Annotated in this window: 14 protein-coding genes; 10 read left to right on the top strand and 4 right to left on the bottom strand. The window is 61.7% G+C overall.

The features are described from left to right. The first annotated feature begins 146 nt into the window (after positions 1–146). The 6 genes from KW841_RS05235 (at position 147) to KW841_RS05210 (ending at position 12592) form a co-directional block, all read left to right on the top strand. Positions 147–1463 (top strand): MdtA/MuxA family multidrug efflux RND transporter periplasmic adaptor subunit, encoded by a 1317-nt coding sequence (locus KW841_RS05235; protein WP_218474193.1) that lies wholly within the window; start codon positions 147–149, stop codon positions 1461–1463. Continuing rightward, positions 1460–4555, top strand: a complete 3096-nt coding sequence (locus KW841_RS05230) for an MdtB/MuxB family multidrug efflux RND transporter permease subunit (protein WP_218474191.1) — start codon at positions 1460–1462, stop codon at positions 4553–4555. Before KW841_RS05235 ends, KW841_RS05230 begins: the two co-directional genes overlap by 4 nt. Before the next feature lie 148 nt (positions 4556–4703). After that, positions 4704–7811, top strand: a complete 3108-nt coding sequence (locus KW841_RS05225) for an efflux RND transporter permease subunit (RefSeq protein WP_218474177.1) — start codon at positions 4704–4706, stop codon at positions 7809–7811. Continuing rightward, the gene (locus KW841_RS05220; protein ID WP_218474175.1) at positions 7808–9289 is read left to right on the top strand and encodes an efflux transporter outer membrane subunit; all 1482 of its coding nucleotides are present in this window, start codon (positions 7808–7810) and stop codon (positions 9287–9289) included. The genes KW841_RS05225 and KW841_RS05220 overlap by 4 nt, the downstream gene beginning before the upstream one ends. A 296-nt stretch (positions 9290–9585) precedes the next feature. Next, positions 9586–11667, top strand: coding sequence for a bifunctional diguanylate cyclase/phosphodiesterase (locus KW841_RS05215; protein WP_218474173.1), 2082 nt, complete (start codon positions 9586–9588; stop codon positions 11665–11667). A 178-nt stretch (positions 11668–11845) separates the two neighbouring features. Continuing rightward, complete coding sequence (locus tag KW841_RS05210; RefSeq protein WP_104448305.1) at positions 11846–12592, top strand: SDR family oxidoreductase; 747 nt, start codon at positions 11846–11848, stop codon at positions 12590–12592. Between the two features lie 149 nt (positions 12593–12741). On the opposite strand, the gene mapR is transcribed toward KW841_RS05210, so the two are convergent. The 3 genes from mapR to KW841_RS05195 form a co-directional block, all read right to left on the bottom strand. After that, on the bottom strand, positions 12742–14151 hold the full coding sequence (gene mapR / locus KW841_RS05205; RefSeq protein ID WP_007974376.1) for a GntR family transcriptional regulator MpaR: 1410 nt from the start codon (positions 14149–14151) through the stop codon (positions 12742–12744). 209 nt (positions 14152–14360) lie between these two features. Next, positions 14361–15773, bottom strand: coding sequence for a cytochrome c oxidase accessory protein CcoG (ccoG, locus tag KW841_RS05200; protein WP_218474171.1), 1413 nt, complete (start codon positions 15771–15773; stop codon positions 14361–14363). Between the two features lie 195 nt (positions 15774–15968). Next, on the bottom strand, positions 15969–16202 hold the full coding sequence (locus KW841_RS05195; protein ID WP_218474169.1) for a DUF3203 family protein: 234 nt from the start codon (positions 16200–16202) through the stop codon (positions 15969–15971). A 120-nt stretch (positions 16203–16322) separates the two neighbouring features. Here KW841_RS05195 and KW841_RS05190 point away from each other — a divergent pair, with 120 nt between their 5' ends. Then, entirely contained in the window at positions 16323–16823 is a 501-nt protein-coding gene (locus KW841_RS05190; RefSeq protein ID WP_218474167.1) for an MgtC/SapB family protein, read from the top strand. A 489-nt stretch (positions 16824–17312) separates the two neighbouring features. Here the strand turns inward: KW841_RS05190 and KW841_RS05185 are convergent, their stop codons facing one another. Then, positions 17313–17480, bottom strand: coding sequence for a hypothetical protein (locus tag KW841_RS05185; protein ID WP_218474163.1), 168 nt, complete (start codon positions 17478–17480; stop codon positions 17313–17315). A gap of 203 nt (positions 17481–17683) precedes the next feature. Between KW841_RS05185 and KW841_RS05180 the strand changes: the two genes are divergently transcribed. From KW841_RS05180 to glgB, 3 genes are all read left to right on the top strand, one after another. Next, positions 17684–19681: an alpha-1,4-glucan--maltose-1-phosphate maltosyltransferase gene (locus tag KW841_RS05180; RefSeq protein WP_218474160.1), complete on the top strand. Its 1998-nt coding sequence runs from the start codon at positions 17684–17686 to the stop codon at positions 19679–19681. A 139-nt stretch (positions 19682–19820) separates the two neighbouring features. Next, positions 19821–23162: a maltose alpha-D-glucosyltransferase gene (gene treS / locus KW841_RS05175; protein WP_218474157.1), complete on the top strand. Its 3342-nt coding sequence runs from the start codon at positions 19821–19823 to the stop codon at positions 23160–23162. A 2-nt stretch (positions 23163–23164) separates the two neighbouring features. Continuing rightward, positions 23165–25396, top strand: coding sequence for a 1,4-alpha-glucan branching protein GlgB (gene glgB, locus KW841_RS05170; protein WP_218474154.1), 2232 nt, complete (start codon positions 23165–23167; stop codon positions 25394–25396). Positions 25397–25474 lie beyond the last annotated feature (78 nt).

The raw sequence follows: 25474 nt of genomic DNA, 5'->3' as shown, positions 1-25474 counted from the left end.
CTGTCCAGGCCGTTTTCATTTGTGCTTCAGTGTCTTACACAAAACTCCTGTTACGTAAGCCGAAAGTAAATTGCCGGTAAAGGCGCTTTGCTTAAAACCCGCCAGTGCTTATCGTTCAGCCTCATGTAAAAAAGCCCACGCGCCCAATGGTTGATCACTCAATGCAATCCTCCGCTTCCCGTAGTCCTCGTCGCTGGCTGTTCGGCCTGCTTGTCCTGTTGGTCATTGCCGCCCTGTGCTGGAAATTCTGGCCGGGCAGCGCTGCACCCAAAGAGGCGGCGGGGCAGAAAGCCGTTGCCGGGCATACCGGTCGATCGGGGGGCATGCGTCCGGGGTTCGGCGGGGCGTCAGGGCCGGTGCCGGTGCGCGTGGCTCCGGCCGTCACCGGTGACTTCCCGCTGTATTTCAAGGCGCTGGGTACGGTCACGGCGCTGAACACCATCAACGTCCGCAGCCGCGTCGGCGGTGAGCTGGTCAAGATCTCTTTCGAAGAAGGGCAGATGGTCAAGGCCGGCGACCTGCTGGCCGAAATCGACCCACGCCCTTACCAGAACGCCTTGCTCCAAGCCGAAGGCACCTTGCTGCAGAATCAGGCGCAACTGAAAAACGCCCAGGTTGATGTCGAGCGCTATCGCGGCCTGTACCGCGAAGACAGTATTGCCAAGCAGACCCTGGACACCGCCGAAGCGCTGGTCGGTCAGTTCCAGGGCACGGTCAAGACCAATCAGGCAGCGGTCAACGATGCCAAACTCAACCTTGAATTCACCCGGATCCGCGCACCCATCACCGGTCGCGTGGGCCTGCGTCAACTGGACGTCGGTAACCTGGTGGCGGCCAACGACACCACCGCCTTGGCGATCATCACCCAGACCCAACCGATCAGCGTGGCCTTCACCCTCCCGGAAAACAGCCTCGACACCGTGCTCGCCCGTTATCGCAGCGGTGCCCAATTGCCGGCTGAAGCCTGGGATCGCGGCGATACCAAATTGCAGGCCACTGGCGTGCTGCAGAGCCTGGACAACCAGATCGACGTCACCACCGGCACCTTGAAATTCAAGGCTCGCTACGAGAACCGCGATCAGTCGCTGTTCCCCAACCAGTTCGTCAATGTGCGCCTGCTGGCCGACACCCTCAAAAACGTGGTGCTCGCACCGTCCGCCGCGATCCAGTTCGGCACCAACGGCACATTCGCCTATGTCCTGGACGGTGACAAGAAGGTCAAGATCCGTCAGTTGAAAGTCGGCGCCAGTGACGGCCTGAACACCGTGGTCACCGAAGGCCTGTCCGCGGGCGAGCGGGTCGTACTGGAAGGCACTGACCGCCTGAAGGACGGCAGCGATGTGGAGGTGGTCAACGACAGCCAGGACGTGCCGACCACGCCAACCGAACAGCTGCAAGGCAAGTCGGCGGTCAACGCGGCTGAGCCCGCGACTACCGACAAGGCGAAAAAGGGCGGCGCATGAATCTCTCGCGGCTGTTCATCCTTCGCCCGGTAGCCACCACGCTGAGCATGCTGGCAATTATCCTGGCCGGCGTCATTGCCTATCGTTTGCTGCCGGTGTCGGCGCTGCCCCAGGTCGATTACCCGACCATTCGCGTCATGACCCTGTACCCCGGCGCCAGTCCGGATGTCATGACCAGCGCGGTGACCGCGCCGCTTGAACGGCAGTTCGGGCAGATGCCCGGCCTGACGCAAATGGCCTCCACCAGTTCCGGCGGCGCGTCGGTGCTGACGTTGCGGTTCAGCCTCGACATCAACATGGACGTGGCCGAGCAACAGGTGCAGGCGGCGATCAACGCGGCCACCAACCTGCTGCCCAAGGACCTGCCGGCACCGCCGGTGTACAACAAGGTCAACCCGGCCGACACGCCGGTGCTGACCCTGGCCATCACCTCCAAGACCATGCTGCTGCCCAAGCTCAACGATCTGGTCGATACGCGCATGGCGCAGAAAATCGCCCAGATCAGCGGCGTCGGCATGGTCAGCATCGCCGGTGGTCAACGCCAGGCCGTGCGGATCAAGGTCAACCCTGAGGCCCTGGCGGCCAACGGCTTGAACCTGTCGGACGTGCGCACCCTGATCGGTGCCTCCAACGTCAACCAGCCCAAGGGCAACTTCGACGGCCCGACCCGGGTCTCGATGCTCGATGCCAACGATCAGCTGACGTCGCCCAAGGACTACGCCAACCTGATCCTGGCCTATGCCAACGGCGCGCCGCTGCGGCTCAAGGACGTCGCTGAAATCGTCGACGGCGCCGAGAACGAACGCCTCGCGGCATGGGCCAACGAGAACCAGGCCGTGCTGCTCAACATCCAGCGTCAACCGGGTGCCAACGTGATCGAGGTGGTGGACCGGATCAAGGCGCTGCTGCCGAGCATCACCGACAACCTGCCGGCCGGCCTCGACGTGGTGGTGCTGACCGACCGCACCCAGACCATCCGCGCCTCGGTCAAGGACGTGCAGCACGAATTGCTGATCGCTATCGCCCTGGTGGTCATGGTCACTTTCCTGTTCCTGCGTCGCGTCAGCGCCACGATCATTCCGTCGGTGGCCGTGCCGCTGTCGCTGATCGGCACGTTCGGCGTGATGTACCTGGCCGGGTTCTCGGTCAACAACCTGACCCTGATGGCCCTGACCATCGCCACCGGTTTCGTGGTGGACGATGCGATCGTCATGCTGGAGAACATTTCGCGCTTCATCGAGGAGGGCGACAGCCCGCTGAACGCGGCGCTCAAGGGCGCCAAGCAGATCGGTTTCACCCTGATTTCCCTGACGTTGTCGCTGATCGCCGTGCTGATCCCGCTGCTGTTCATGGCGGACGTGGTCGGGCGCTTGTTCCGCGAGTTCGCCATCACACTCGCTGTGGCGATCCTGATTTCCCTGGTGGTTTCCCTGACGCTGACGCCGATGATGTGCGCGCGGCTGCTCAAGCGCGAACCCAAGGAAGCCGAGCAGGGGCGTTTCTATCGCGCCAGCGGTGCGTTCATCGACTGGATGATCGCCGCCTACGGTCGCAAGTTGCAGTGGGTGCTCAAGCACCAGCCACTGACCTTGATGGTGGCCATTGGCACTCTGGCGCTGACGGTATTCTTGTACATGGTGGTGCCCAAGGGCTTCTTTCCGGTGCAGGACACCGGGGTTATCCAGGGTATTTCCGAAGCGCCGCAATCGATTTCCTTCGCCGCCATGAGCGAGCGCCAGCAGGAGCTGGCCAAGGTGATTCTGGCCGACCCGGACGTTGAGAGCCTGTCCTCCTACATTGGCGTGGACGGTGACAACTCGACCCTCAACAGCGGTCGGTTGCTGATCAACCTCAAGTCGCACCACGACCGTGACCTGAGTGCAACGCAAGTGATTGCCCGCCTGCAACCGGAGCTGGACAAGCTGGTCGGTATCCGTCTGTTCATGCAGCCGGTGCAGGACCTGACCATCGAGGACCGGGTCAGCCGCACGCAGTACCAGTTCAGCATGTCGTCACCGGACTCGGAGTTGCTGAGCCTGTGGAGCAAGCGTCTCGTCGAAGCCTTGGCCGAGCGGCCGGAATTGACCGACGTTGCCAGCGATTTGCAGGACAAGGGTCTGCAGGTTTATCTGGTGATCGATCGCGATGCGGCGTCGCGGGTCGGGGTGTCGGTGTCGAACATCACCGATGCGCTGTACGACGCCTTCGGCCAGCGGCAGATTTCCACGATCTACACCCAGGCGAGCCAGTACCGCGTGGTCCTGCAATCGCAGTCCGGCGAGAAGATCGGCCCGGATGCGTTGAACCAGATTCACGTCAAGACCACCGATGGCGGTCAGGTACGCCTGTCCAGCCTGGCGCATATCGAGGAACGTCAGGCGCAACTGGCGATCACCCACATTGGCCAGTTCCCGGCGGTGATGATGTCCTTCAACCTGGCGCCCGGCGTGGCGCTGGGGCATGCGGTCGAGATCATCGAGCAGGTGCAGAAGGACATCGGCATGCCGATTGGCGTGCAGACCCAGTTCCAGGGCGCGGCGGAAGCTTTCCAGGCTTCGTTGTCGAGCACCTTGCTGCTGATCCTGGCAGCGGTAGTGACCATGTACATCGTGCTGGGCGTGCTCTACGAGAGCTACATCCACCCGATCACCATTCTCTCGACCTTGCCATCGGCGGCGGTGGGCGCCTTGCTGGCGTTGATCCTCAGCGGCAACGACCTGGGCATGATCGCGATCATCGGCATCATCCTGCTGATCGGCATCGTCAAGAAGAACGCGATCATGATGATCGACTTCGCCCTCGACGCCGAGCGCAACCAGGGCATGGACCCGCAAACGGCGATCTATCAGGCCGCCTTGCTGCGTTTCCGGCCGATCCTGATGACCACCCTGGCGGCGCTCTTCGGTGCCGTGCCGTTGATGCTGGCCACCGGTTCCGGCGCGGAACTGCGCCAGCCGCTGGGGTTGGTGATGGTCGGCGGCCTGTTGCTGAGCCAGGTTTTGACCCTGTTCACTACGCCTGTGATTTACCTGTATTTCGATCGTCTCGGTCGGCGCTTTGGCAAGACCGGCGCTCAGGAGACGGCGGTATGAAGGCCTGCATAACCTGTGGGAGCGGGCTTGCCCGCGAAGGCGTCCGGTCAGTCGACAGGGATGTTGAATGCAAGGTCCTCTTCGCGAGCAAGCCCGCTCCCACAGGGGGGCAGCAGGGCTCGCGGGTTGGTGCCGGGAGCAGTCATCGATGAATCTCTCGGGACCTTTCATCAAGCGCCCGGTCGCGACCATGTTGCTGAGCCTGGCGATCATGCTGCTGGGTGGCGTGAGCTTCGGTTTGCTGCCCGTGTCGCCGCTGCCGCAAATGGACTTTCCGGTGATCGTGGTCCAGGCCAGCCTGCCCGGCGCCAGCCCCGAAGTCATGGCGTCGACCGTGGCCACGCCGCTGGAGCGCTCCTTCGGCGCCATCGCCGGGGTGAACACCATGAGCAGCCGGTCCAGCCAGGGATCGACCCGGGTTATCCTGCAATTCGATCTCGACCGCGACATCAACGGCGCGGCGCGGGAAGTGCAGGCGGCCATCAACGCCTCGCGCAACCTGCTGCCCAGCGGGATGCGCAGCATGCCGACCTACAAGAAGGTCAACCCGTCCCAGGCGCCGATCATGGTGCTGTCGCTGACGTCCGATGTGCTGGAAAAAGGCCAGCTCTATGACCTGGCTTCGACGATCCTGTCCCAGAGCCTGTCCCAGGTGCAGGGCGTTGGCGAGGTGCAGATCGGCGGCAGTTCGCTGCCGGCGGTGCGTATCGAACTCGAACCGCAGGCGCTGAACCAGTACGGCGTGGCCCTGGACGATGTGCGCAACACCATCGCCAATGCCAACGTACGCCGGCCCAAGGGTTCGGTGGAAGACGATCAGCGGCTGTGGCAGGTCCAGGCCAACGACCAGTTGGAAAAAGCCAAGGACTACGAGTCGCTGATCATCCACTACAACGGCGGCGCGGCCCTGCGCCTCAAGGACGTGGCCAAGGTCAGCGACGGCGTCGAAGACCGCTACAACAGCGGTTTCTTCAACGACGACGCGGCGGTGCTGCTGGTGATCAACCGGCAGGCCGGGGCCAACATCATCGAGACGGTCAACGAGATCAAGGCACAGTTGCCGGCGTTGCAGGCGGTGTTGCCGGCCAGTGTCAAGCTGAACCTGGCCATGGATCGCTCGCCGGTGATCAAGGCCACGCTGCATGAGGCGGAAATGACCCTGCTGATCGCCGTGGCGCTGGTGATCCTGGTGGTGTTCCTGTTCCTCGGTAACTTCCGCGCCTCGCTGATCCCGACCCTGGCGGTGCCGGTGTCGCTGGTCGGTACCTTTGCCGTGATGTACCTCTACGGCTTTTCTCTGAACAACCTGTCGCTGATGGCGCTGATCCTGGCCACCGGGCTGGTGGTGGACGATGCCATCGTGGTGCTGGAGAACATTTCCCGGCACATCGACGCAGGCGTGCGGCCGATGAAGGCGGCCTACCTCGGCGCCCAGGAAGTCGGCTTTACCTTGCTGTCGATGAACGTGTCACTGGTGGCGGTGTTCCTGTCGATCCTGTTCATGGGCGGGATCATTGAAAGCCTGTTCCGTGAATTCTCCATCACCCTGGCGGCGGCCATCGTGGTTTCGCTGCTGGTGTCGTTGACCCTGACCCCGATGCTCTGCGCCCGCTGGCTCAAGCCGCACACGCCGGGGCAGGAGAACCGCCTGCAACGCTGGAGCCGGCGGGCCAACGACTGGATGGTTGGCAAATACGCCACCAGCCTCGACTGGGTGCTGCGCCACAAACGCCTGACGTTGCTCAGTCTGTTCGTGACAATTGGCGTTAACATTGCGCTGTATATTGTTGTTCCTAAAACATTTTTGCCTCAGCAGGATACCGGTCAACTGATCGGTTTCGTGCGCGGCGACGACGGCCTGTCCTTCAGCGTGATGCAGCCGAAGATGGAGATTTTCCGTCGTGCGGTGCTCAAGGATGAGGCGGTAGAAAGCGTCGCCGGCTTCATCGGCGGCAGTAACGGCACCAACAACGCCTTCATGCTGGTGCGCCTGAAACCGATCAAGGAGCGCAACATTTCCGCGCAGAAAGTCATCGAACGCCTGCGCAAGGAAATGCCCAAGGTGCCCGGCGCACAGCTGATGCTCATGGCGGACCAGGACCTTCAGTTCGGTGGCGGCCGTGAGCAGACCACCTCGCAATACTCGTACATTCTGCAAAGCGGGGATCTCGGGGCATTGCGCGAGTGGTATCCGAAAGTCGTCACCGCGCTCAAGGCCTTGCCGGAACTGACGGCCATCGATGCGCGGGAAGGTCGGGGCGCCCGGCAAGTGACCCTGATCGTCGACCGCGACCAGGCCAAGCGCCTGGGTGTCGACATGGACATGGTCACGGCGGTGCTGAACAACGCCTACAGCCAGCGGCAGATTTCGACCATCTACGACAGCCTCAACCAGTATCAGGTGGTGATGGAGGTCAACCCGAAATACGCCCAGGACCCGGTCACCCTCAAGCAGGTCCAGGTGATCACCGCCGATGGCGCGCGGATCCCGCTGTCGACCATCGCCTATTACGAAAACAGCCTGGAAAACGACCGGGTCAGCCACGAAGGCCAGTTCGCCTCGGAAAGCATTGCCTTCGACATGGCTGAAGGCGTGACCGTGGAGCAGGGCGGTGCCGCCATCGAGCGGGCGATTGCCAAGGTCGGGCTGCCGGAAGAGGTGATCGCGAAAATGGCCGGCACAGCCGACGCTTTCGCGGCGACCCAGAAAAGTCAGCCGTGGATGATTCTGGGGGCGCTGGTGGCGGTGTATCTGGTCTTGGGTGTGCTGTACGAAAGCTACATTCATCCGCTGACCATCCTGTCCACCCTGCCGTCCGCCGGGGTCGGCGCGTTGCTGTCAATCTATGCGCTGGGCGGCGAGTTCAGCCTGATTTCGTTGCTGGGGCTGTTTCTGTTGATCGGCGTGGTGAAGAAAAACGCCATTCTGATGATCGACCTGGCGTTGCAGTTGGAGCGGCATCAGGGCATGGCACCGCTGGAGTCGATTCGCAGTGCCTGCCTGCAACGTTTGCGACCGATCCTGATGACCACCCTGGCGGCGATCCTCGGTGCCTTGCCGTTGCTGCTGAGCCGTGCCGAAGGGGCGGAAATGCGCCAGCCGCTGGGCCTGACCATCATCGGCGGGCTGATCTTCAGCCAAGTGCTGACGCTTTACACCACGCCGGTGGTTTACCTCTATCTCGACAAACTGCGCCATCGCTTCAACAAATGGCGTGGGGTGCGTACCGATGCTGCTCTGGAAACTCCGCTATGACTGAACGTTCGCTTTTCAACCTGGCTGCACCGCTGATCACGGCTCGAGGCTCGCGTCTGCTGAGCCTGTCACTGTGCGTGGCGATGCTCAGTGCCTGCGCCGTCGGCCCGGATTACCAGCGCCCGCAAACCGCCGAGCCTGCGCAGTACAAGGCCGCAGAAGGCTGGCGCCAGGCCAACCCGAGCGATGCCCTGGCGCGCGGCGCATGGTGGGAGCTGTATGGCGATCAACAGCTCAATGGCCTGATCGAGAAGCTCAACAGCGCCAACCAGACCGTCGCCCAGTCCGAAGCCCAGTACCGCCAGGCCCAGGCCTTGGTGCGCAGCGCACGCGGGGCGTTTTTCCCGACGGTCGACCTGAACGTCAGCAAGAACCGTTCAAGCCAGGGCACCGGCAGCAGCAACTCCAGCCTGAGCAGTTCGTCCAGCGGGATTCGCGACACGTATTCGGCTCAGGCGGGCGTCAGTTGGGAAGCGGATGTGTGGGGCAAGCTGCGCCGAGGCCTGGAAGCCGACACCGCGAATGCCCAGGCAAGCTTTGCCGATCTGGCGGCCATGCGCCTGAGTCAACAGTCGGAGCTGGTACAGAATTACCTGCAATTGCGCGTGATCGATGGTCAGAAGCGCCTGCTCCAGGACACGGTCGAGGCTTATCAGCGCTCCCTGAAGATGACCGAGAACCAGTACCGCGCCGGCGTATCGGGCAAGGACGCCGTGGCCCAGGCCCAGACCCAGCTCAAGAGCACCGAAGCGGACATGATCGACCTGATCTGGCAACGCGCGCAGTTCGAGAACGCCATCGCCGTGCTGATCGGCCTGCCGCCGGCGGAGTTCAGCCTGGCGGAAAGCCAGGACATTCCGCCGTTGCCGCAAGTGCCGCCGGCCCTGCCTTCGCAGTTGCTGGAGCGTCGCCCGGACATCGCATCCGCCGAACGCTCGGTGATGGCTGCCAACGCCAACATCGGTGTGGCCAAGGCGGCCTATTACCCGGACCTGACCCTGAGCTTGAACGGTGGTTACAGCAGCAGTACCTCGAAAGACTTGTTCAGCCTGCCGAACCGCTTCTGGTCCGTCGGGCCGCAATTGGCCATGACCCTGTTCGACGGCGGCCAGCGCTCGGCGGAAGTCGACCGCAGTGAAGCGGCCTATGACGAAACGGTGGCCAAGTACCGCCAGACCGTGCTGGACGGGTTCCGCGAAGTGGAAAACTTCCTGGTGCAGCTCAAGGTGCTGCAGGACGAAGCCGTCGTGCGCCAACAGGCGCTGGACGCCGCCCGTGAATCGTTGCGCCTGACCCAGAATCAGTACAAGGCCGGCTTGATCGCGTACATCGATGTGGTGGTGACCCAGGCGGCGGCGCTGAACAATGAGCGCAGCAACCTGGACCTGTTGCAAAGCCGCCTGATCGCCAGCGTGCAGTTGATTGCCGCGCTGGGCGGTGGCTGGGACGGGCAGCTTGAAGTGAGCGACAGTCAATAGCGCAATCTAACGGACACTGCAATCCCTGTGGGAGCGAGCTTGCTCGCGATAGCGGTGGTTCAGGCAACATTCATGCTGAATGTGACGCAGCCATCGCGAGCAAGCTCGCTCCCACAGGTTTTGTGGTGCCAGCAGCTTGACGTGAGTTAATGTAAAACCTTAAAACAGACGTTTCATCGGACTGATGGCCCTTTGCTAATTTTGTGGGTGCGTTCTCATTCGGAATCAGTACAATCGCCGCATTTTCCCCCGACGAGAATCAATACCGTTAATGGGGGTATTCGCGAGAAGTCCCCATGCTCATCGGTAGCTATTCCCCCACCCTGGTTATCATTTCGCTCTGTGTCGCGATTCTCGCTTCCTATACCGCACTCGACCTGACCGGACGCATTGCCACTGCCAAAGGCCGCGCGGTGCATTTGTGGACCGCGGGCGGGGCCATTGCCATGGGCATCGGCATCTGGTCGATGCACTTTATCGGCATGCTCGCGTTCAAACTGCCGATCGATCTGGGCTATGACGGCGCAATCACCCTGTTGTCGCTGTTGATCGGCGTGCTCTCCAGCGGTTTTGCGCTGTGGCTGGTCAGTCAGCCAAAACTGCCGGCCTGGCAACTGGCCTTTGGCGCGCTGGTCATGGGCGCCGGCATCAGCGCGATGCACTACACCGGCATGGCCGCCATGCGCATGCAACCGGGCATCGACTATGACCCAACGCTGTTCGGCGCTTCGCTGATGATCGCTGTCGGTGCCTCGGGCGCGGCACTGTGGATCGCTTTTCATTTGCGCCAACACACGCCTTATGTCCGTCTGATCCGTGGCGGTGCCGCTGTGATCATGGGCATCGCCATCGTCGGCATGCACTACACCGGGATGGCCGCTGCACGCTTTGCCGATGGCAGCTTTTGCGGGGCAGCGGTCGACGGTCTGAACGGCAAGGGCCTGGACAACCTGGTGTTGATCACCACGCTGGCGGTGCTGAGCATCGCCTTGCTGACCTCGATCCTCGATGCACGCCTGGAGGCTCGCACCGCGAGCCTGGCCCAGTCGCTGACCGAAGCCAACCGTGAACTGACCCAATTGGCCCTGCATGACACCCTCACCGGGTTGCCGAACCGGACGTTGCTCGCCGACCGAATCGATCAGGCCATGTCGCGGGTTCGTGAAGAGGGGGGTTGCTTTGCCCTGATGTTCATCGACCTGGACGGCTTCAAACCCGTCAACGATGCCTTCGGCCACCACATGGGTGACTTGCTGTTGCGCGAAGTGGCCCTGCGCCTGCGCGAAGACTTGCGCAGCCAGGACACCCTGGCGCGGATCGGCGGCGATGAGTTCGTGTTGCTGGTGCAATTGAGCGAACAGAACGATGCCTTGAACCTCGCGGCCCGCCAGGTCGGGTTGATCGCGCAGGCGTTCCGGGTTGCCGAACATGATTTGCACATTTCCGCCAGTGTCGGCATCGCGCTCTATCCGGGTAACGGGCAGTCCGCCCACGAATTGCTGATGAACGCCGACGCGGCGATGTACCACGCCAAGGGCGCCGGTAAAAACGGCTACAGCTTTTTCGACGCCTCGATGAACACCAACGCGCGCAAGCAACTGCAATTGCTGCAGGACTTGCGCAATGCCGTGGAACATCAGGAGTTCAGCCTGCATTACCAGCCCAAGTTCGATGCCGCCAATGGCCGGCCGGTGGGCGCCGAGGCGCTGTTGCGCTGGGAGCACCCGACGCAGGGGTTGCTGTTGCCGGACAAATTCATCGAACTGGCGGAAAAAACCGGGCTGATCATTCCGATCGGCGAGTGGGTGCTCAACGAAGCGTGCCGCCAGATGCGCGAATGGTACGTGCTGGGCTACACCGATTGGCGCATCGCCGTGAACCTGTCGGCCATCCAGTTTTGCCATGCCGGGCTGGTCCAGAGCGTCGCCAAGGCACTGGCGACTCACCATCTGCCGGCCAACAGCCTGACCCTGGAAATCACTGAAACCACCGCCATGAGCGATGCCGACGCGAGCATGACGGTGCTTCAGGAGCTCTCGGAAATGGGTGTCGACCTGTCAATCGACGATTTCGGCACCGGTTATTCGAGTTTGATGTACCTCAAGCGCCTGCCGGCCAACGAACTGAAGATCGACCGCGGTTTTGTCCGCGACCTGGAGCGCGACAGCGATGACGCCGCCATCGTTTCGGCCATCGTGGCGCTCGGCCAGGCGCTGGGGTTGCGCATCGTTGCCGAAGGTGTGGAGACGGACTCGCAGCAGGACTTCCTGACGCAACTGGGCTGCGACTCGTTGCAGGGTTACCTGCTGGGGCATCCGCTGCCGGCCGCAGGTTTCATGGTGGAAATCCATCGCTCGGAGCGATTGGCGCTGGCTTGATAGTCCGTGTCATCGTTCATCGCGGGCAAGCCACGCTCCCACGGAATATGCAGAACCTGTGGGAGCGTGGCTTGCCCGCGATGGCGTCTGTGCAAACGCCACCGAAGCCATGCAAAAACCATCAATGGCGGTTATTCTTGCCCCCGACCGCTTAAGCTTTGATTGGGGGAAGGCTCGCATGGACAAAGTCATCGTCATCACCGGCGGCAGCCGCGGCATTGGTGCCGCCACCGCATTGTTGGCCGCCGCGCAGGGCTATCGGATCTGCATCAACTACCAGGCGGACGAAAAGGCTGCACTCGACGTACTGGAGCAAGTCCGCGCCCTCGGTGCGCAAGCCATTGCGGTAAGGGCCGACGTCAGCATCGAAGACGAAGTCATCGCGCTGTTCCATCGGGTCGACAACGAACTGGGCCGGGTCACGGCGCTGGTCAACAACGCCGGCACCGTGGGGCAAAAGTCCCGGGTCGACGAAATGTCCGAGTTCCGCATCCTCAAGATCATGAAAACCAATGTCCTGGCGCCGATCCTCTGCGCCAAGCACGCGATCCTGCGCATGTCGCCCAAGCACGGCGGGCAGGGTGGCAGCATCGTCAACGTCTCCTCGGTGGCTGCACGCTTGGGCGCGCCCAACGAATACGTTGATTACGCGGCGTCAAAAGGTGCGCTCGACACCTTCACCATCGGCCTGTCCAAGGAAGTGGCGGGAGAGGGGATCCGTGTCAACGCCGTGCGCCCGGGCTACATCTACACCGATTTCCATGCCTTGAGCGGCGATCCGGATCGGGTCAGCAAGCTGGAATCGGCGATCCCGATGGCACGGGGCGGGCGTCCGGATGAAGTGGCGGAGGCGATTGTCTGGTTGTTGTCGGACAAGGCTTCTTATGCGACGGGGACGTTTGTTGATCTGGGTGGTGGGCGTTGATCTGAGGTTTGCGTTGTCAGTGCTGGCCTCTTCGCGGGCAAGCCCGCTCCCACAGGGTTATCTGGTGTACGCAAAGTCTGTGAACACCCGAGATTCCTTGTGGGAGCGGGCTTGCCCGCGAAGGCATTTGACCGGGCGACGCCTGTGTATCAGAACGACCGCACAATCCGCCCCAACGTCTCCATCGCCTTCTCCGCAGCCTCATCCCACGGGCTCCCATAATTCAACCGAATACAATTCCTGAACCTTTGCGTCGGCGAAAAAATCGGCCCCGGTGCAATGCTGATCCCCTGCGCCAGCGCCATCTGAAACAACTTCAACGAATCCATCTGCTCCGGCAATTCCAGCCACAAAAAGTACCCGCCCGCCGGTTGGCTGACCCGCGTCTGTGCCGGGAAATAGCGGGCGATGGCGGCAAGCATGGCGGCTTGCTGGTCTTCCAGCGCGTGACGCAATTTACGCAGGTGGCGGTCGTAGCCGCCGTGTTGCAGGTAATCGGCGATAGCGGCCTGTGCAGGCATGGACGCGCACAGCGAGGTCATGAGTTTCAGGCGTTCGATTTTCTGCGCGTAGCGTCCGGCGGCGACCCAGCCGATGCGGTAACCGGGGGCCAGGCTCTTGGCGAACGAGCCGCAATGCATCACCAGGCCTTCGGTATCGAAGGCCTTGGCCGGTTTCGGGGCTTGTTGACCGTAATACAGTTCGGCGTAGACATCGTCTTCGATCAGCGGCACCTGGTGGCGGCGCAGCAGTTCCACGAGCTGCTGTTTCTTGGCCTCGGGCACGGTGGCGCCCATGGGGTTCTGGAAGCTGGTCATGCACCAGCAGGCCTTGATCGGATGGCGTTCCAGGGTTTGTTCGAGCACGCCGAGGTCGATGCCGTCGCGCGGGTGCACGGGGATTTCCACGGCTTTGAGTTTCAGCCGTTCGAGCACTTGCAGGCAGGCGTAGAACGCCGGGGCTTCGATGGCCACCAGGTCGCCAGGCTGCGTCACCGCTTGCAGGCACAGGTTGAGGGCTTCCAGGGCGCCGTTGGTGATCAGCAGTTCCTCCATGGGCAGCATCAGTCCGCCGACCATGTAGCGCAGGGCGATTTGCCGGCGCAGCTGCGGGTTGCCGGGCGACAGGTCGGTGACCACCATGCGCGGGTCCATCTCGCGGGTGGCGCTGGCCAGGGAGCGGGACAAGCGTTGCAGGGGGAACAGCGTCGGGCTGGGGAATGCCGAGCCGAAGGCCACGGTGTTCGGGTCCTTGATCGAGTCGAGTACTGAAAACACCAGTTCGCTGACGTCGACTTCCGTGGATTCGTTGACCTGGCTGCTGATCACCGGCTCGGAAAACGGTCGCGGCGCATGGGCATTGACGAAATAGCCGGAGCGCGGACGGGCGCGGATCAGCCCGCGGCGCTCCAGCAGGTAGTAGGCCTGGAACACCGTCGACGGGCTGACGCCATAGGTCTGGCTGGCGTAGCGCACTGACGGCACACGCTGGCCCGGTCCGAGAACGCCGGAGCGGATCAGTTCTGCGATGTCGTCGGCGAATTTTTCGTAGCGTTTCATCGGTGTCCCGCAATGGAGTCGTTTCGATTAATTGTGGCGAGGGGGCTTGCCCCCGTTCGGCTGCGCAGCAGTCGTAATGCCTGAGTGTCAAATCTATCTGTATGACAAAGAAGGGCCGCTACGCAGCCCAACGGGGGCAAGCCCCCTCGCCACAGTGGATTGCATTGCCAAAACAGGAGCGCATTTCACACGGACCGCAGTCTAAGGGATCAGCGATTCATTGGCGCAACAAACCGGCTCTTCGCCACGCTGTAGACGCCAGGCTCATCGCTGTCGACCACTTCAAAGCTGATGCTCTGCGAACTGCTGGCCGGGCGCTCCGTGAGCATCACCACCGACACCGGCACGTCGACAATCTCGCCCGGCGCCAGGCTCAGCACGGTCTTGCCCTGCAACTCGAAATCATCGGCATCGACCAGGCGCAATTGGTAGGCCTGACGCTGCTGGGTCTTGTTGATGACCTTCAGGCTGTAGATGTTTTCGATCTGCCCCTGGCTGTTTTCACGAAACAGGCCCCGGTCCTTGCTGACGTCGAGCGAGACCATCGGCCGTTCGACCAATGCCACCACCAGGGCGGCGATCATCACCAGCAGCACGGCGGTGTAGCCGATCAGGCGCGGGCGCAGCAGGTGTGTCTTGCCGCCTTGCAACTGATGCTCGGAGGTATAGCTGATCAGTCCCCGGGCGTAGCCCATTTTGTCCATGATCGAATCGCAGGCGTCGATGCATGCGGCGCAACCGATGCATTCCATCTGCAAGCCATCGCGGATGTCGATGCCGGTCGGGCAGACCTGTACGCAGAGCTGGCAATCGATGCAATCGCCCAAACCGACCTCGGCGGGTTTGACCTCGCGCTTGCGCGGGCCACGGTTTTCGCCACGGGCCACGTCGTAGGAAATGGTGAGGGTGTCTTTGTCGAACATCACGCTCTGGAACCGCGCGTAGGGGCACATGTGCATGCATACCGCTTCACGCAGCCAGCCGGCATTGATGTAGGTGGCACCGGTGAAAAACAGCACCCAGAACAGGCTGACGCCGCTCATTTGCAAAGTCAGCAGTTCTTCGGCCAGTGGCCGGATCGGGGTGAAGTAGCCGACGAAGGTCAGGCCGGTCAGCAGGCTGATGGCGAGCCACAAGGTGTGTTTGGCCGAGCGACGCATCAGTTTGTTGACGCCCCACGGCGCGGCTTGCAGCTTGATCCGTTGGTTGCGCTCGCCCTCGGTGATTTTCTCGCACCACATGAAGATCCAGGTCCACGAACTTTGTGGGCAGGTGTAGCCGCACCAGACCCGCCCGGCAAACACGGTGATCGCGAACAGGCCGAACGCGGCGATGATCAACAGCGCCGACAGCAGGATGAAGTCCTGCGGCCAGAAAGTCGCGCCGAAGATATGGAATTTGCTTTCGGAAAGATCCCAGAGCACCGCCTGGCGACCGCCCCAGTTCAACCACACGGTGCCGAAAAACAGCAAAAACAGAAAACCCGCGCCGCTGATGCGCAGGTTGCGGAACAGCCCGGTGAAGCTGCGGGTGTGGATCAGGTTGTCGCGGGTGATGGCCTTCGTCTTTGGACGCGGAGGCTCGAAGGTTTCTACGGTTCGGACGGGGATTCTCTCGCTCATGGTCTTTCGCTCATCAGCCTCCATCAGGCATGAGCACTATGAGCGGCGATCTGTTTGCATAACAGACTCAGGTGGTGCATTAAAAAGCGGATCAGATGGCGGTGTTCGCCCGGCCTGCGACAACTTGAAGCACCCGTCGCACAAAGCTGCAAACGCCTGTGCACAACAGCTGCGGCGGGTGTTGATCAACCTCAGTCAAATCACCGAATCACTGTCGGTGGCTTTCAGGTGCCGGCGCCCATCCACCGCGCCTGCGACGGTCAAGGCGTCGGCTTCCGCCTCGGTGATGTAGATGCGCTGGCCTTCGATGTCCACCGCCGACATGGCTTTGCGACCATCGGTGACGATGGTCACGTCAGGACACAGACGAATTTCTTCGCCATTTTCAGTGGTGAAAAAGCAGGTCTGGTTCTCGATGCGCACGGTCATGGCGGAATCCTTTTTCAGGGGTATCTAATGTTTCAGGCCGCAACCACCGGTCATCGTTCTGTGCAACCGATTAATGGTCGCTGCGGTCCACTCTCCATGACTCCTCACAAGGACAACACCATGAACGCTTGGTGGCACGAAGTCTGGGTGACCCTGCAAGCCGAGTTCGCCGACATCACCGATGCTTCGCAATTGACGCGGATGACCGTGCGTCTGTTGATGGCCGCCGTGTTGGGCGGAATTCTCGGGTTCGAACGCGAGCACCAGGGCAAGGCCGCTGGCGTGCGCACCCACATGCTGGTGGCGATGGGAGCGGCGCTGTTCGTGCTGGTGCCGCAGATGTCCGGTTCACAGGCCGATGCCATGAGTCGGGTCGTGCAGGGCGTGATTGCCGGGATCGGCTTTCTCGGGGCCGGCACTATCCTGAAAAACCACGAAGGCGACGAAGGCAACGTCAAGGGCCTGACCACCGCCGCCGGCCTGTGGATGACCGCCGCCATCGGCGTCGCCACCGGGCTGGGCCGGGAGGCGACGGCAGTGCTCAGCACGCTGTTGGCGCTGGGGGTGTTCAGTGTGATGCCGAGGATCGTGAAGCTGATTGACAAGGATCATCGGCCATAGGCGCTGCCAGGGATTCGCCCCGTCTGTGCAAGTCGCTTCACAGCCTGACTCCAGCTTGTCTCTCTCCGTTTCCGAGAGTTCGTGCTGGCTGTAGTCCATATCACTGTGCAGCAGATGTTTCTCCAGCTCCCTGATGATTGAGCTTTTGGTTGATTGTTCAGAGGGATTGCGTTCGGCTTGGAAGCAAAGAAATTGGTAGTTGAATATTTTCAAGGGATGTCCAGCCGTCGAGTGGTCGTTCACGGTGTAGCGCGTGGTGCTGTGCGCTAGCGCTGTTTGCGAATTCGCTGATGCTGGAAAAAAACGTTTTCATGGCTAACCACACTCAAGGCTGAAGAAGTGATGGCTATATAAGGCGCGGGGTACAGGTTTCGTAAAGTGTCGGACGGGCAGAATGGGCGCTTTAGGATCGGTACTACAGGTACTTGGGAAGCGTCATTCATTTTTGATGATCGTTCCTGCTGTCGAGGCAGGAACGATCAACTGTCTTCATTCAGGATTCACAATCACCGGCGGCATTGTCGCTGGCGGTTCTTCCCTTGGCGGCGGGGTCGTGCCAGGTGGGTCCAGTTCGGGCACCGGCTGGGGTTCGCTGGGGGGGATCACCGGGTTGTCGATGTTTGGATCGGGGGTTTCAGCCGGGAATGGATTGTTCATTGGTCAGGCCTCCGGTGGCACATGGCGTGAGTCGTGCTTTAGTAGGTTGACTGCTGCGCGAACGATTTGATTCCGCAAATTGCTGATGAACTTTTCCCGCCAGCCATCGCTCGGAACCTAAGTGAGTACGTCCCGGGGCGGATGGCCCAACGGGATGGCGACCCGACACAAGCGCGTCCATGGGGCGTAAGGAGAGAGGCTCGATGACGGCTGAAAAACCGACTGAGTTGAGCTACAACCCGCACATGCCGCTGTCGCAGGCGCTGTTGCTGCCGCGCATTGTCATAGAAAACATCATGCCGACCCTTGAAGGCGGGCAGTTCGCGGTCAAGGCGGTGGTGGGCCAGGATGTGGTGGTGACGGCCAAGGTCTTTGCCGACGGGCATGACAAGTTGGCGGTTCGCGTGCGCTGGCGGGCCGAGGACGAGGACGTCTGGCAAAGCGCTGTCATGCAGGATCTGGGCAACAACGGTTGGCAGGGGCAGTTCCGGGTGAACAGTCAGGGCCGTTTTCTGTTCTGTATCGAAGCCTGGATCGATCAATTCGCCAGTTTTCGCTACGAACTGGAAAAAAAGCATTTGGCAGCGGTGCCCGTCAGCCTCGAATTGCAGGAAGGGCGGATACAGGTTCAGCAAGCCGCCGAGCGCAGTGAAGGGCAACTCTGCGAGCAATTGGCGGCATTGCACCATGAACTGGCAGGACTGCTCGAAACCGAGCAGGTCGCACTGTTTTTGCACCAACGTAGCGCCGACCTCATGGCCCGCGTCGATCATCGTGCCTACCTGAGCCTGAGCCCGGAGTACCCGGTGGATGTGGAGCGCGAGCTGGCGCAGTTCGCCAGTTGGTATGAGTTGTTCCCGCGTTCGATCACCGACAGTCCGGAGCGCCACGGTACTTTCAACGACGTGCATTCGCGGCTGGCGATGATCCACGACATGGGCTTCGATGTGCTGTATTTCCCGCCGATCCACCCGATCGGGCGCAGCTACCGCAAAGGCCCGAACAACTCACTGACGGCAGGCCCCGATGATCCGGGCAGCCCCTATGCGATCGGTAGCGAGGAGGGCGGGCACGAGGCGATTCACAAGCAGTTGGGGACTCGCGAAGACTTCCGGCGACTGGTCTCGGCCGCTGCGGCCCACGGCCTGGAAATCGCCCTCGACTTCGCCATCCAGTGCTCTCAGGACCACCCATGGCTCAAGCAGCACCCCGGCTGGTTCAACTGGCGACCCGACGGCACGATCAAGTACGCGGAGAACCCGCCGAAGAAATACCAGGACATCGTCAACGTCGACTTCTATGCCCCCGAGGCGATTCCCAGCCTGTGGGTGGAGCTGCGCGACATCGTGGTGGGCTGGGTCGAGGAGGGTGTGAAGATCTTTCGCGTCGATAACCCGCACACCAAGCCGTTGCCGTTCTGGCAATGGCTGATCGCCGATGTACGGGCGCTGTACCCCGAAGTGATCTTCCTGGCCGAGGCCTTTACTACTCCGGCAATGATGGCGCGCCTGGGCAAGGTCGGTTATTCCCAGAGCTACACCTATTTCACCTGGCGCAATACCAAGGCCGAACTGGCGACCTACTTCACTGAACTCAACGAATCGCCGTGGCGCGAGTGCTATCGGCCGAATTTTTTCGTCAATACACCGGACATCAACCCGGCGTTCCTGCATGAATCCGGGCGTCCCGGGTTCCTCATCCGCGCCGTGCTGGCGACCATGGGCTCGGGCCTGTGGGGCATGTATTCGGGTTTCGAGTTGTGCGAGTCGGCACCGGTGCCGGGCAAGGAAGAGTACCTCGACTCCGAGAAGTACGAGATCCGCCCCAGGGACTTCAACACGCCGGGCAACATCATTGCCGAGATTGCCCAGCTCAACCGCATCCGCCGGCAGAACCCGGCGCTGCACACGCATCTGGGCCTGAAGGTCTACAACGCCTGGAACGACAACATCCTGTATTTCGGCAAACGCAGCTTTGACGGCAGCAACTTTATTCTGGTGGCGGTCAGCCTCGATCCGCACAACGTGCAGGAGGCGAGTTTCGAGTTGCCGCTGTGGGAAATGGGGTTGCCCGACGACGCCAGCACCCAGGGCGAAGACCTGATGAATGGCCATCGCTGGACCTGGCATGGCAAGCATCAGTTCATGCGGATCGACCCGGCGTACCAGCCGTTCGGGATCTGGCGCATTACCGCCTCTTGAATGCGCCGCCCCCCTGTAGGAGCTGCCGAAGGCTGCGATCTTTTGCTTTAAAGAAAGTGAAGATCAAAAGATCGCAGCCTGCGGCAGCTCCTACAGGGGCGTCTGAGAGCGGCCTTTATGAATTCACCAGGAGTTTCACATGGCGAAGAAACCCAAGGCAGCCACGTTCATCAAGGACCCGCTCTGGTACAAGGATGCGGTGATCTATCAAGTACACGTCAAATCGTATTTCGACTCCAACAACGACGGGATCGGCGACTTTCCCGGCCTCATCGCCAAGCTCGACTACATCGCCGACCTGGGCGTCAACACGATCTGGCTGTTGCCCTTCTATCCCTCGCCACGGCGCGACGACGGTTATGACATCGCCGAGTACCGCGGCGTGCACAGTGACTACGGGACCATGGCCGATGCCAGGCGTTTCATTGCCGAGGCACACAAACGCGGCCTGCGGGTGATCACCGAACTGGTCATCAACCACACCTCAGACCAGCATCCGTGGTTCCAGCGCGCACGCAAGGCCAAACCCGGGTCGGCGGCGCGGGACTTCTACGTGTGGTCCGACGACGATCAGAAATATGACGGCACCCGCATCATTTTCCTCGACACCGAAAAGTCCAACTGGACCTGGGACCCGGTCGCCGGCCAATACTTCTGGCACCGTTTCTACTCCCACCAGCCGGACCTGAATTTCGATAACCCGCAGGTCATGAAAGCGGTGCTGTCGGTGATGCGTTACTGGCTCGACATGGGCATCGACGGCTTGCGCCTGGATGCGATTCCCTACCTGATCGAGCGCGACGGCACCAACAACGAGAACCTGCCGGAAACCCACGATGTCCTGAAGCAGATTCGCGCCGAAATCGATGCCCATTACCCCGACCGCATGCTGCTGGCGGAGGCCAATCAGTGGCCGGAGGACACCCAGCTGTACTTCGGCGACACCGACAGGAAAGGCCTGAACGGCGACGAGTGCCACATGGCCTTTCACTTCCCGTTGATGCCGCGCATGTACATGGCGCTGGCCCAGGAAGATCGCTTCCCGATCACCGACATTCTGCGCCAGACCCCGGACATTCCCGCCAACTGCCAATGGGCGATCTTCCTGCGCAACCACGATGAACTGACCCTGGAGATGGTCACCGACAAGGAACGCGATTACCTGTGGAATTACTACGCCGCCGACCGTCGCGCGCGGATCAACCTGGGGATTCGTCGGCGCCTGGCGCCGCTGGTGGAGCGTGACCGACGCCGGGTCGAACTGCTCAACAGCCTGCTGCTGTCGATGCCCGGCACGCCGACCTTGTATTACGGCGACGAGATCGGCATGGGCGACAACATCTACCTCGGCGACCGTGATGGCGTGCGCACGCCGATGCAATGGTCCATCGACCGCAACGGCGGTTTCTCCCGCGCCGACCCGGCCAGCCTGGTGCTGCCGCCGATTATGGACCCGCAATACGGCTATCTGTCGGTCAACGTCGAAACCCAGGCCGGCGACCCGCATTCGCTGTTGAACTGGACCCGGCGCATGCTCGCCGTGCGCAAGCAATCCAAGGCCTTCGGGCGCGGTACATTGAAGATGCTGTCGCCGAGCAACCGGCGGATCCTGGCCTACACCCGTGAATACACCGGGGCGGACGGCAAACGCGAAGTCATCCTGTGCGTGGCCAACGTCTCGCGCAGTGCCCAGGCCGCCGAACTCGATTTGTCCGCCTACGTCGGCATGGTGCCGGTGGAGATGCTCGGGGGTAACGCGTTCCCGCCCATCGGCCAGCTGAATTTCCTCCTGACCCTCGCGCCCTACGGCTTTTACTGGTTTGGTCTCGCCGCGGAAAACCAGATGCCCAGCTGGCATGTGGAACCCGCACAAAGCCTGCCGGACTTCACCACGCTGGTGCTGAAAAAACGCATGGAAGAACTGCTCGAAGCGCCGTCACGCCACATCCTTGAGCAAAGCATCCTGCCCAGCTGGTTGCAGAATCGTCGCTGGTTCGCCGGCAAGGATGCCGCCATCGAGCAGGTCGATCTGGCCTACGGTGTGCGCTTCGGCGATGCACAACATCCGGTGCTGTTCAGTGAGATCAATGTCACCAGCGGTGGCCAGACCAGTCGCTATCAGTTGCCGTTCGGCTTTATCTCCGAGGATCAGGTCGGTACGCCGTTGCCGCAGCAACTGGCGCTGTCGCGGGTACGGCGTGGACGCCAGGTCGGCCTGATCACCGATGCCTTCAGCCTGGAATCCTTCGTGCATGCGGTATTGCAAGGGATTCAGGCCGGTACGGTATTGGCCTGCAGCGATGGCGACATTCGCTTCGAGTCCACCGCCGAACTGGAAAAGCTCGGCCTCAATGCCGAGTCGCCGGTGCGCTACCTGTCGGCGGAACAGTCCAACAGCTCGGTGGTGATCGGCAACAGCATGGTGCTCAAGCTGATCCGCAAGGTCGCCAGCGGCGTGCATCCCGAGCTTGAGATGAGCGCCTATCTGACCGAAGCCGGGTTCAGCAATATATCGCCACTGCTGGGGGCCGTGGTGCGCCGGGACGGGGCGGGTGAAGACAACCTGCTGATGATCGCCCAGGGCTACCTGAACAATCAGGGCGATGCCTGGGAATGGACGCAAAACAACCTCGAACGGGCGCTGCGCGATGAACTGGCCGACGCCATGTCCGAGCAGGAGCAACACTACAACGCGCTCGGCGAACTGAAAGATTTTGCCGGTATGCTGGGCCGGCGTCTGGGGGAAATGCATCAGGTGCTGGCAACGCCGAGCGCCAACCCGGACTTCCTGCCGCAGGTCACCACGCAGAAGGACGCGCTGGCCTCGGCCAGGGATGTCGCAACGCAAATCGAGCACGCGCTGAACTTGCTCAAGCAACATCAGAATCAACTGACCCCGGCGGACCAGACCCTGGTCGGCCATTTACTGGACAACAAAAAAGCTATTCTCGGACATGTGCAAGCGTTGGGCAAAAAGACCGCGGGCGGCTTGCGCATTCGTGTGCATGGCGACCTGCATCTGGGCCAGGTGCTGGTGATCAAGGGCGATGCGTACTTGATCGACTTCGAGGGGGAACCGGCGCGGCCCTTGCATGAACGTCGGGGCAAACACAGCCCGTACAAGGACGTCAGTGGCGTGCTGCGTTCCTTCGACTATGCGGCGGCAATGGCGACCAACGTGCACAACGTCGATAACACGGCGGCGGCCGACGCCGCGCGTGTGCGGGTCACCGAGCGCTATTTGAGTGAAGCGCGAACAGCATTTGTCGACGCCTATCGGCTGGGGGCAGCTAGTCTTGCCCATGCATGGCAAGATCCCGAAGGCGAGGACGCTGCGCTGGCGTTGTTCGGTCTGGAGAAGGCGGCGTATGAAGTGGCCTATGAGGCGGAAAATCGCCCCACCTGGTTGCCCGTGCCGTTGCACGGTTTATATGGATTATTGAGTGGGCTTAAACCCTTTTCCGATCTTGGTGGAGAGTAGTCATGAGTGTCTCGAACAAGGAACAGGGTCATCACAAAGAAGCGCTGCTGCCCGGCGCACGGGATATCGATGCCTTGGTGCGCGCCGAGCATATCGATCCCTTTGCCATACTTGGCCCCCACGGTGATGGTGCCGGTGGACAGTTCATCCGCGCCTATCTGCCAGGCGCCCTGAGTGTAGAAGTTCTGGCCAGGGACTCGGGCGAAGCGCTTGGGAGTCTTCAAGCCACAGAGACGCCGGGGTTGTTTGTCGGGCATTTCGACCGCGCGCAAGCGTATCTGCTGCGCACCCATTGGGCCGGCGGCGAGCAGACGGCCGAAGACCCTTACAGCTTCGGCCCCTTGCTGGGCGACATGGATTTGTACCTGTTTGCCGAAGGCAATCACCGCGACCTCAGTGCGTGCCTCGGTGCGCAGCTCAAGACCGTGGACAGCGTCGACGGTGTGCGTTTCGCGGTGTGGGCGCCCAATGCCCGGCGGGTGTCGGTGGTGGGTGATTTCAACGTCTGGGACGGGCGCCGCCATCCGATGCGCCTGCGGCATCCCACCGGGGTCTGGGAGTTGTTCATCCCGCGTCTGCAAGCGGGGGACGCCTACAAGTACGAAATTCTCGGTGCCAACGGCATCCTGCCGCTGAAGGCCGACCCGATGGCGCTGGCCACCAGCCTGCCACCGGACACCGCCTCGAAAGTCGCCTCGCCTTTGAGCGTCGACTGGCAGGATCAAGACTGGATGATGGCCCGTGGTGACCGCCAGCGAGTGACGGCGCCCTTGTCGATCTACGAATTGCACGCCGGTTCGTGGCAATGCGAGCTGGACGACCTGGGTGAAGTGGCCCGCCAGTACACCTGGCCGGAACTGACCGAGCGACTGATTCCCTATGTCAAAGACCTGGGCTTCACCCACATCGAACTGATGCCGATCATGGAGCATCCGTTTGGTGGATCATGGGGCTATCAACTACTGTCGCAATTCGCGCCGAGTGCGCGTTATGGCACGCCGGACCAGTTCGCCGCATTCGTCAACGCTTGCCACCAGGCCGGCATCGGGGTGATTCTCGATTGGGTGCCGGCGCATTTCCCGACCGATACCCACGGCCTGGCCCAGTTCGACGGCACGGCGCTGTATGAGTACGGCAACCCGCAGGAAGGCTTCCACCAGGATTGGGACACGCTGATCTACAACCTGGGACGCACCGAAGTGCACGGCTACATGCTGGCGTCGGCGCTGCACTGGCTCAAGCATTTCCACGTCGATGGCCTGCGGGTCGATGCCGTGGCCTCGATGCTGTACCGCGACTACTCGCGCAAGGCCGGCGAATGGGTGCCGAACCGCCATGGCGGGCGCGAGAACCTGGAAGCCATCGACTTCCTGCGCCACCTCAACGATGTGGTCGCCCTGGAAGCACCCGGTGCGCTGGTGATCGCCGAGGAATCCACCGCATGGCCGGGCGTCAGCCAGGGCACGCAACAGGGTGGCCTGGGCTTTGCCTACAAATGGAACATGGGCTGGATGCACGATTCGCTGCATTACATCCAGCAGGACCCGGTGTACCGCGCCCATCACCACAACGAGCTGAGTTTTGGCCTGGTGTACGCCTGGTCCGAACGTTTCATCCTGCCGATCTCCCACGACGAAGTGGTACACGGCAAACACTCGCTGATCGACAAAATGCCCGGCGACCGCTGGCAAAAATTCGCCAACCTGCGGGCCTACCTGAGTTTCATGTGGGCGCATCCGGGCAAGAAGCTGCTGTTCATGGGCTGTGAGTTCGGCCAATGGCGCGAGTGGAACCACGATCAGCAACTGGACTGGTACTTGCTGCAGTACTCCGAACACAAGGGCGTGCAGAAACTGGTCGGCGACCTCAATCGCCTGTACCGCGAAGAACCGGCACTGCATGAGCAGGACGATGTGCCGCAGGGTTTCCAATGGCTGATCGGCGATGATGCGATCAATAGTGTTTATGCGTGGCTGCGCTGGAGCAAGGACGGCCGGCCTGTGCTGGTGGTGGCCAACTTCACACCGGTGCCGCGTGAGGCTTATCGCGTTGGCGTGCCGTTTGCTGGGCAGTGGAGCGAGGTGCTCAACAGCGATTCGTCGATTTATGCCGGTTCCAATTACGGCAACAGTGGCGGGGCGATGGCCGAGGACACGCCGAGCCATGGGCAGGCGTTGTCGTTGGTGTTGAATTTGCCGCCGTTGGCGGTGTTGATGTTAAGGCCGGAGGGGTGATGAGGGGGCGTTGATTATAGGCAGACCCCTTCCTGCAGATGCTGACCTGTAGGAAAGGGTGCTCGCCTTGATGGCATC

Origin of the sequence: Pseudomonas sp. PDM28, assembly GCF_019219115.1 — a bacterium.
Lineage (GTDB): Bacteria > Pseudomonadota > Gammaproteobacteria > Pseudomonadales > Pseudomonadaceae > Aquipseudomonas > Aquipseudomonas laurylsulfatiphila.
Note: the sequence above shows the minus strand (reverse complement) of the source record. Positions and strands in the feature narration are given on the sequence as shown.

Excerpts from the sequence above, each read along its gene's own strand:
- KW841_RS05235 (WP_218474193.1), top strand. The coding sequence starts at position 147 with ATGGTTGATCACTCAATGCAATCCTCCGCTTCCCGTAGTCCTCGTCGC.
- KW841_RS05230 (WP_218474191.1), top strand. The coding sequence starts at position 1,460 with ATGAATCTCTCGCGGCTGTTCATCCTTCGCCCGGTAGCCACCACGCTG.
- KW841_RS05225 (WP_218474177.1), top strand. The coding sequence starts at position 4,704 with ATGAATCTCTCGGGACCTTTCATCAAGCGCCCGGTCGCGACCATGTTG.
- KW841_RS05220 (WP_218474175.1), top strand. The coding sequence starts at position 7,808 with ATGACTGAACGTTCGCTTTTCAACCTGGCTGCACCGCTGATCACGGCT.
- KW841_RS05215 (WP_218474173.1), top strand. The coding sequence starts at position 9,586 with ATGCTCATCGGTAGCTATTCCCCCACCCTGGTTATCATTTCGCTCTGT.
- KW841_RS05210 (WP_104448305.1), top strand. The coding sequence starts at position 11,846 with ATGGACAAAGTCATCGTCATCACCGGCGGCAGCCGCGGCATTGGTGCC.
- mapR (WP_007974376.1), bottom strand. The coding sequence starts at position 14,151 with ATGAAACGCTACGAAAAATTCGCCGACGACATCGCAGAACTGATCCGC.
- ccoG (WP_218474171.1), bottom strand. The coding sequence starts at position 15,773 with ATGAGCGAGAGAATCCCCGTCCGAACCGTAGAAACCTTCGAGCCTCCG.
- KW841_RS05195 (WP_218474169.1), bottom strand. The coding sequence starts at position 16,202 with ATGACCGTGCGCATCGAGAACCAGACCTGCTTTTTCACCACTGAAAAT.
- KW841_RS05190 (WP_218474167.1), top strand. The coding sequence starts at position 16,323 with ATGAACGCTTGGTGGCACGAAGTCTGGGTGACCCTGCAAGCCGAGTTC.
- KW841_RS05185 (WP_218474163.1), bottom strand. The coding sequence starts at position 17,480 with ATGAACAATCCATTCCCGGCTGAAACCCCCGATCCAAACATCGACAAC.
- KW841_RS05180 (WP_218474160.1), top strand. The coding sequence starts at position 17,684 with ATGACGGCTGAAAAACCGACTGAGTTGAGCTACAACCCGCACATGCCG.
- treS (WP_218474157.1), top strand. The coding sequence starts at position 19,821 with ATGGCGAAGAAACCCAAGGCAGCCACGTTCATCAAGGACCCGCTCTGG.
- glgB (WP_218474154.1), top strand. The coding sequence starts at position 23,165 with ATGAGTGTCTCGAACAAGGAACAGGGTCATCACAAAGAAGCGCTGCTG.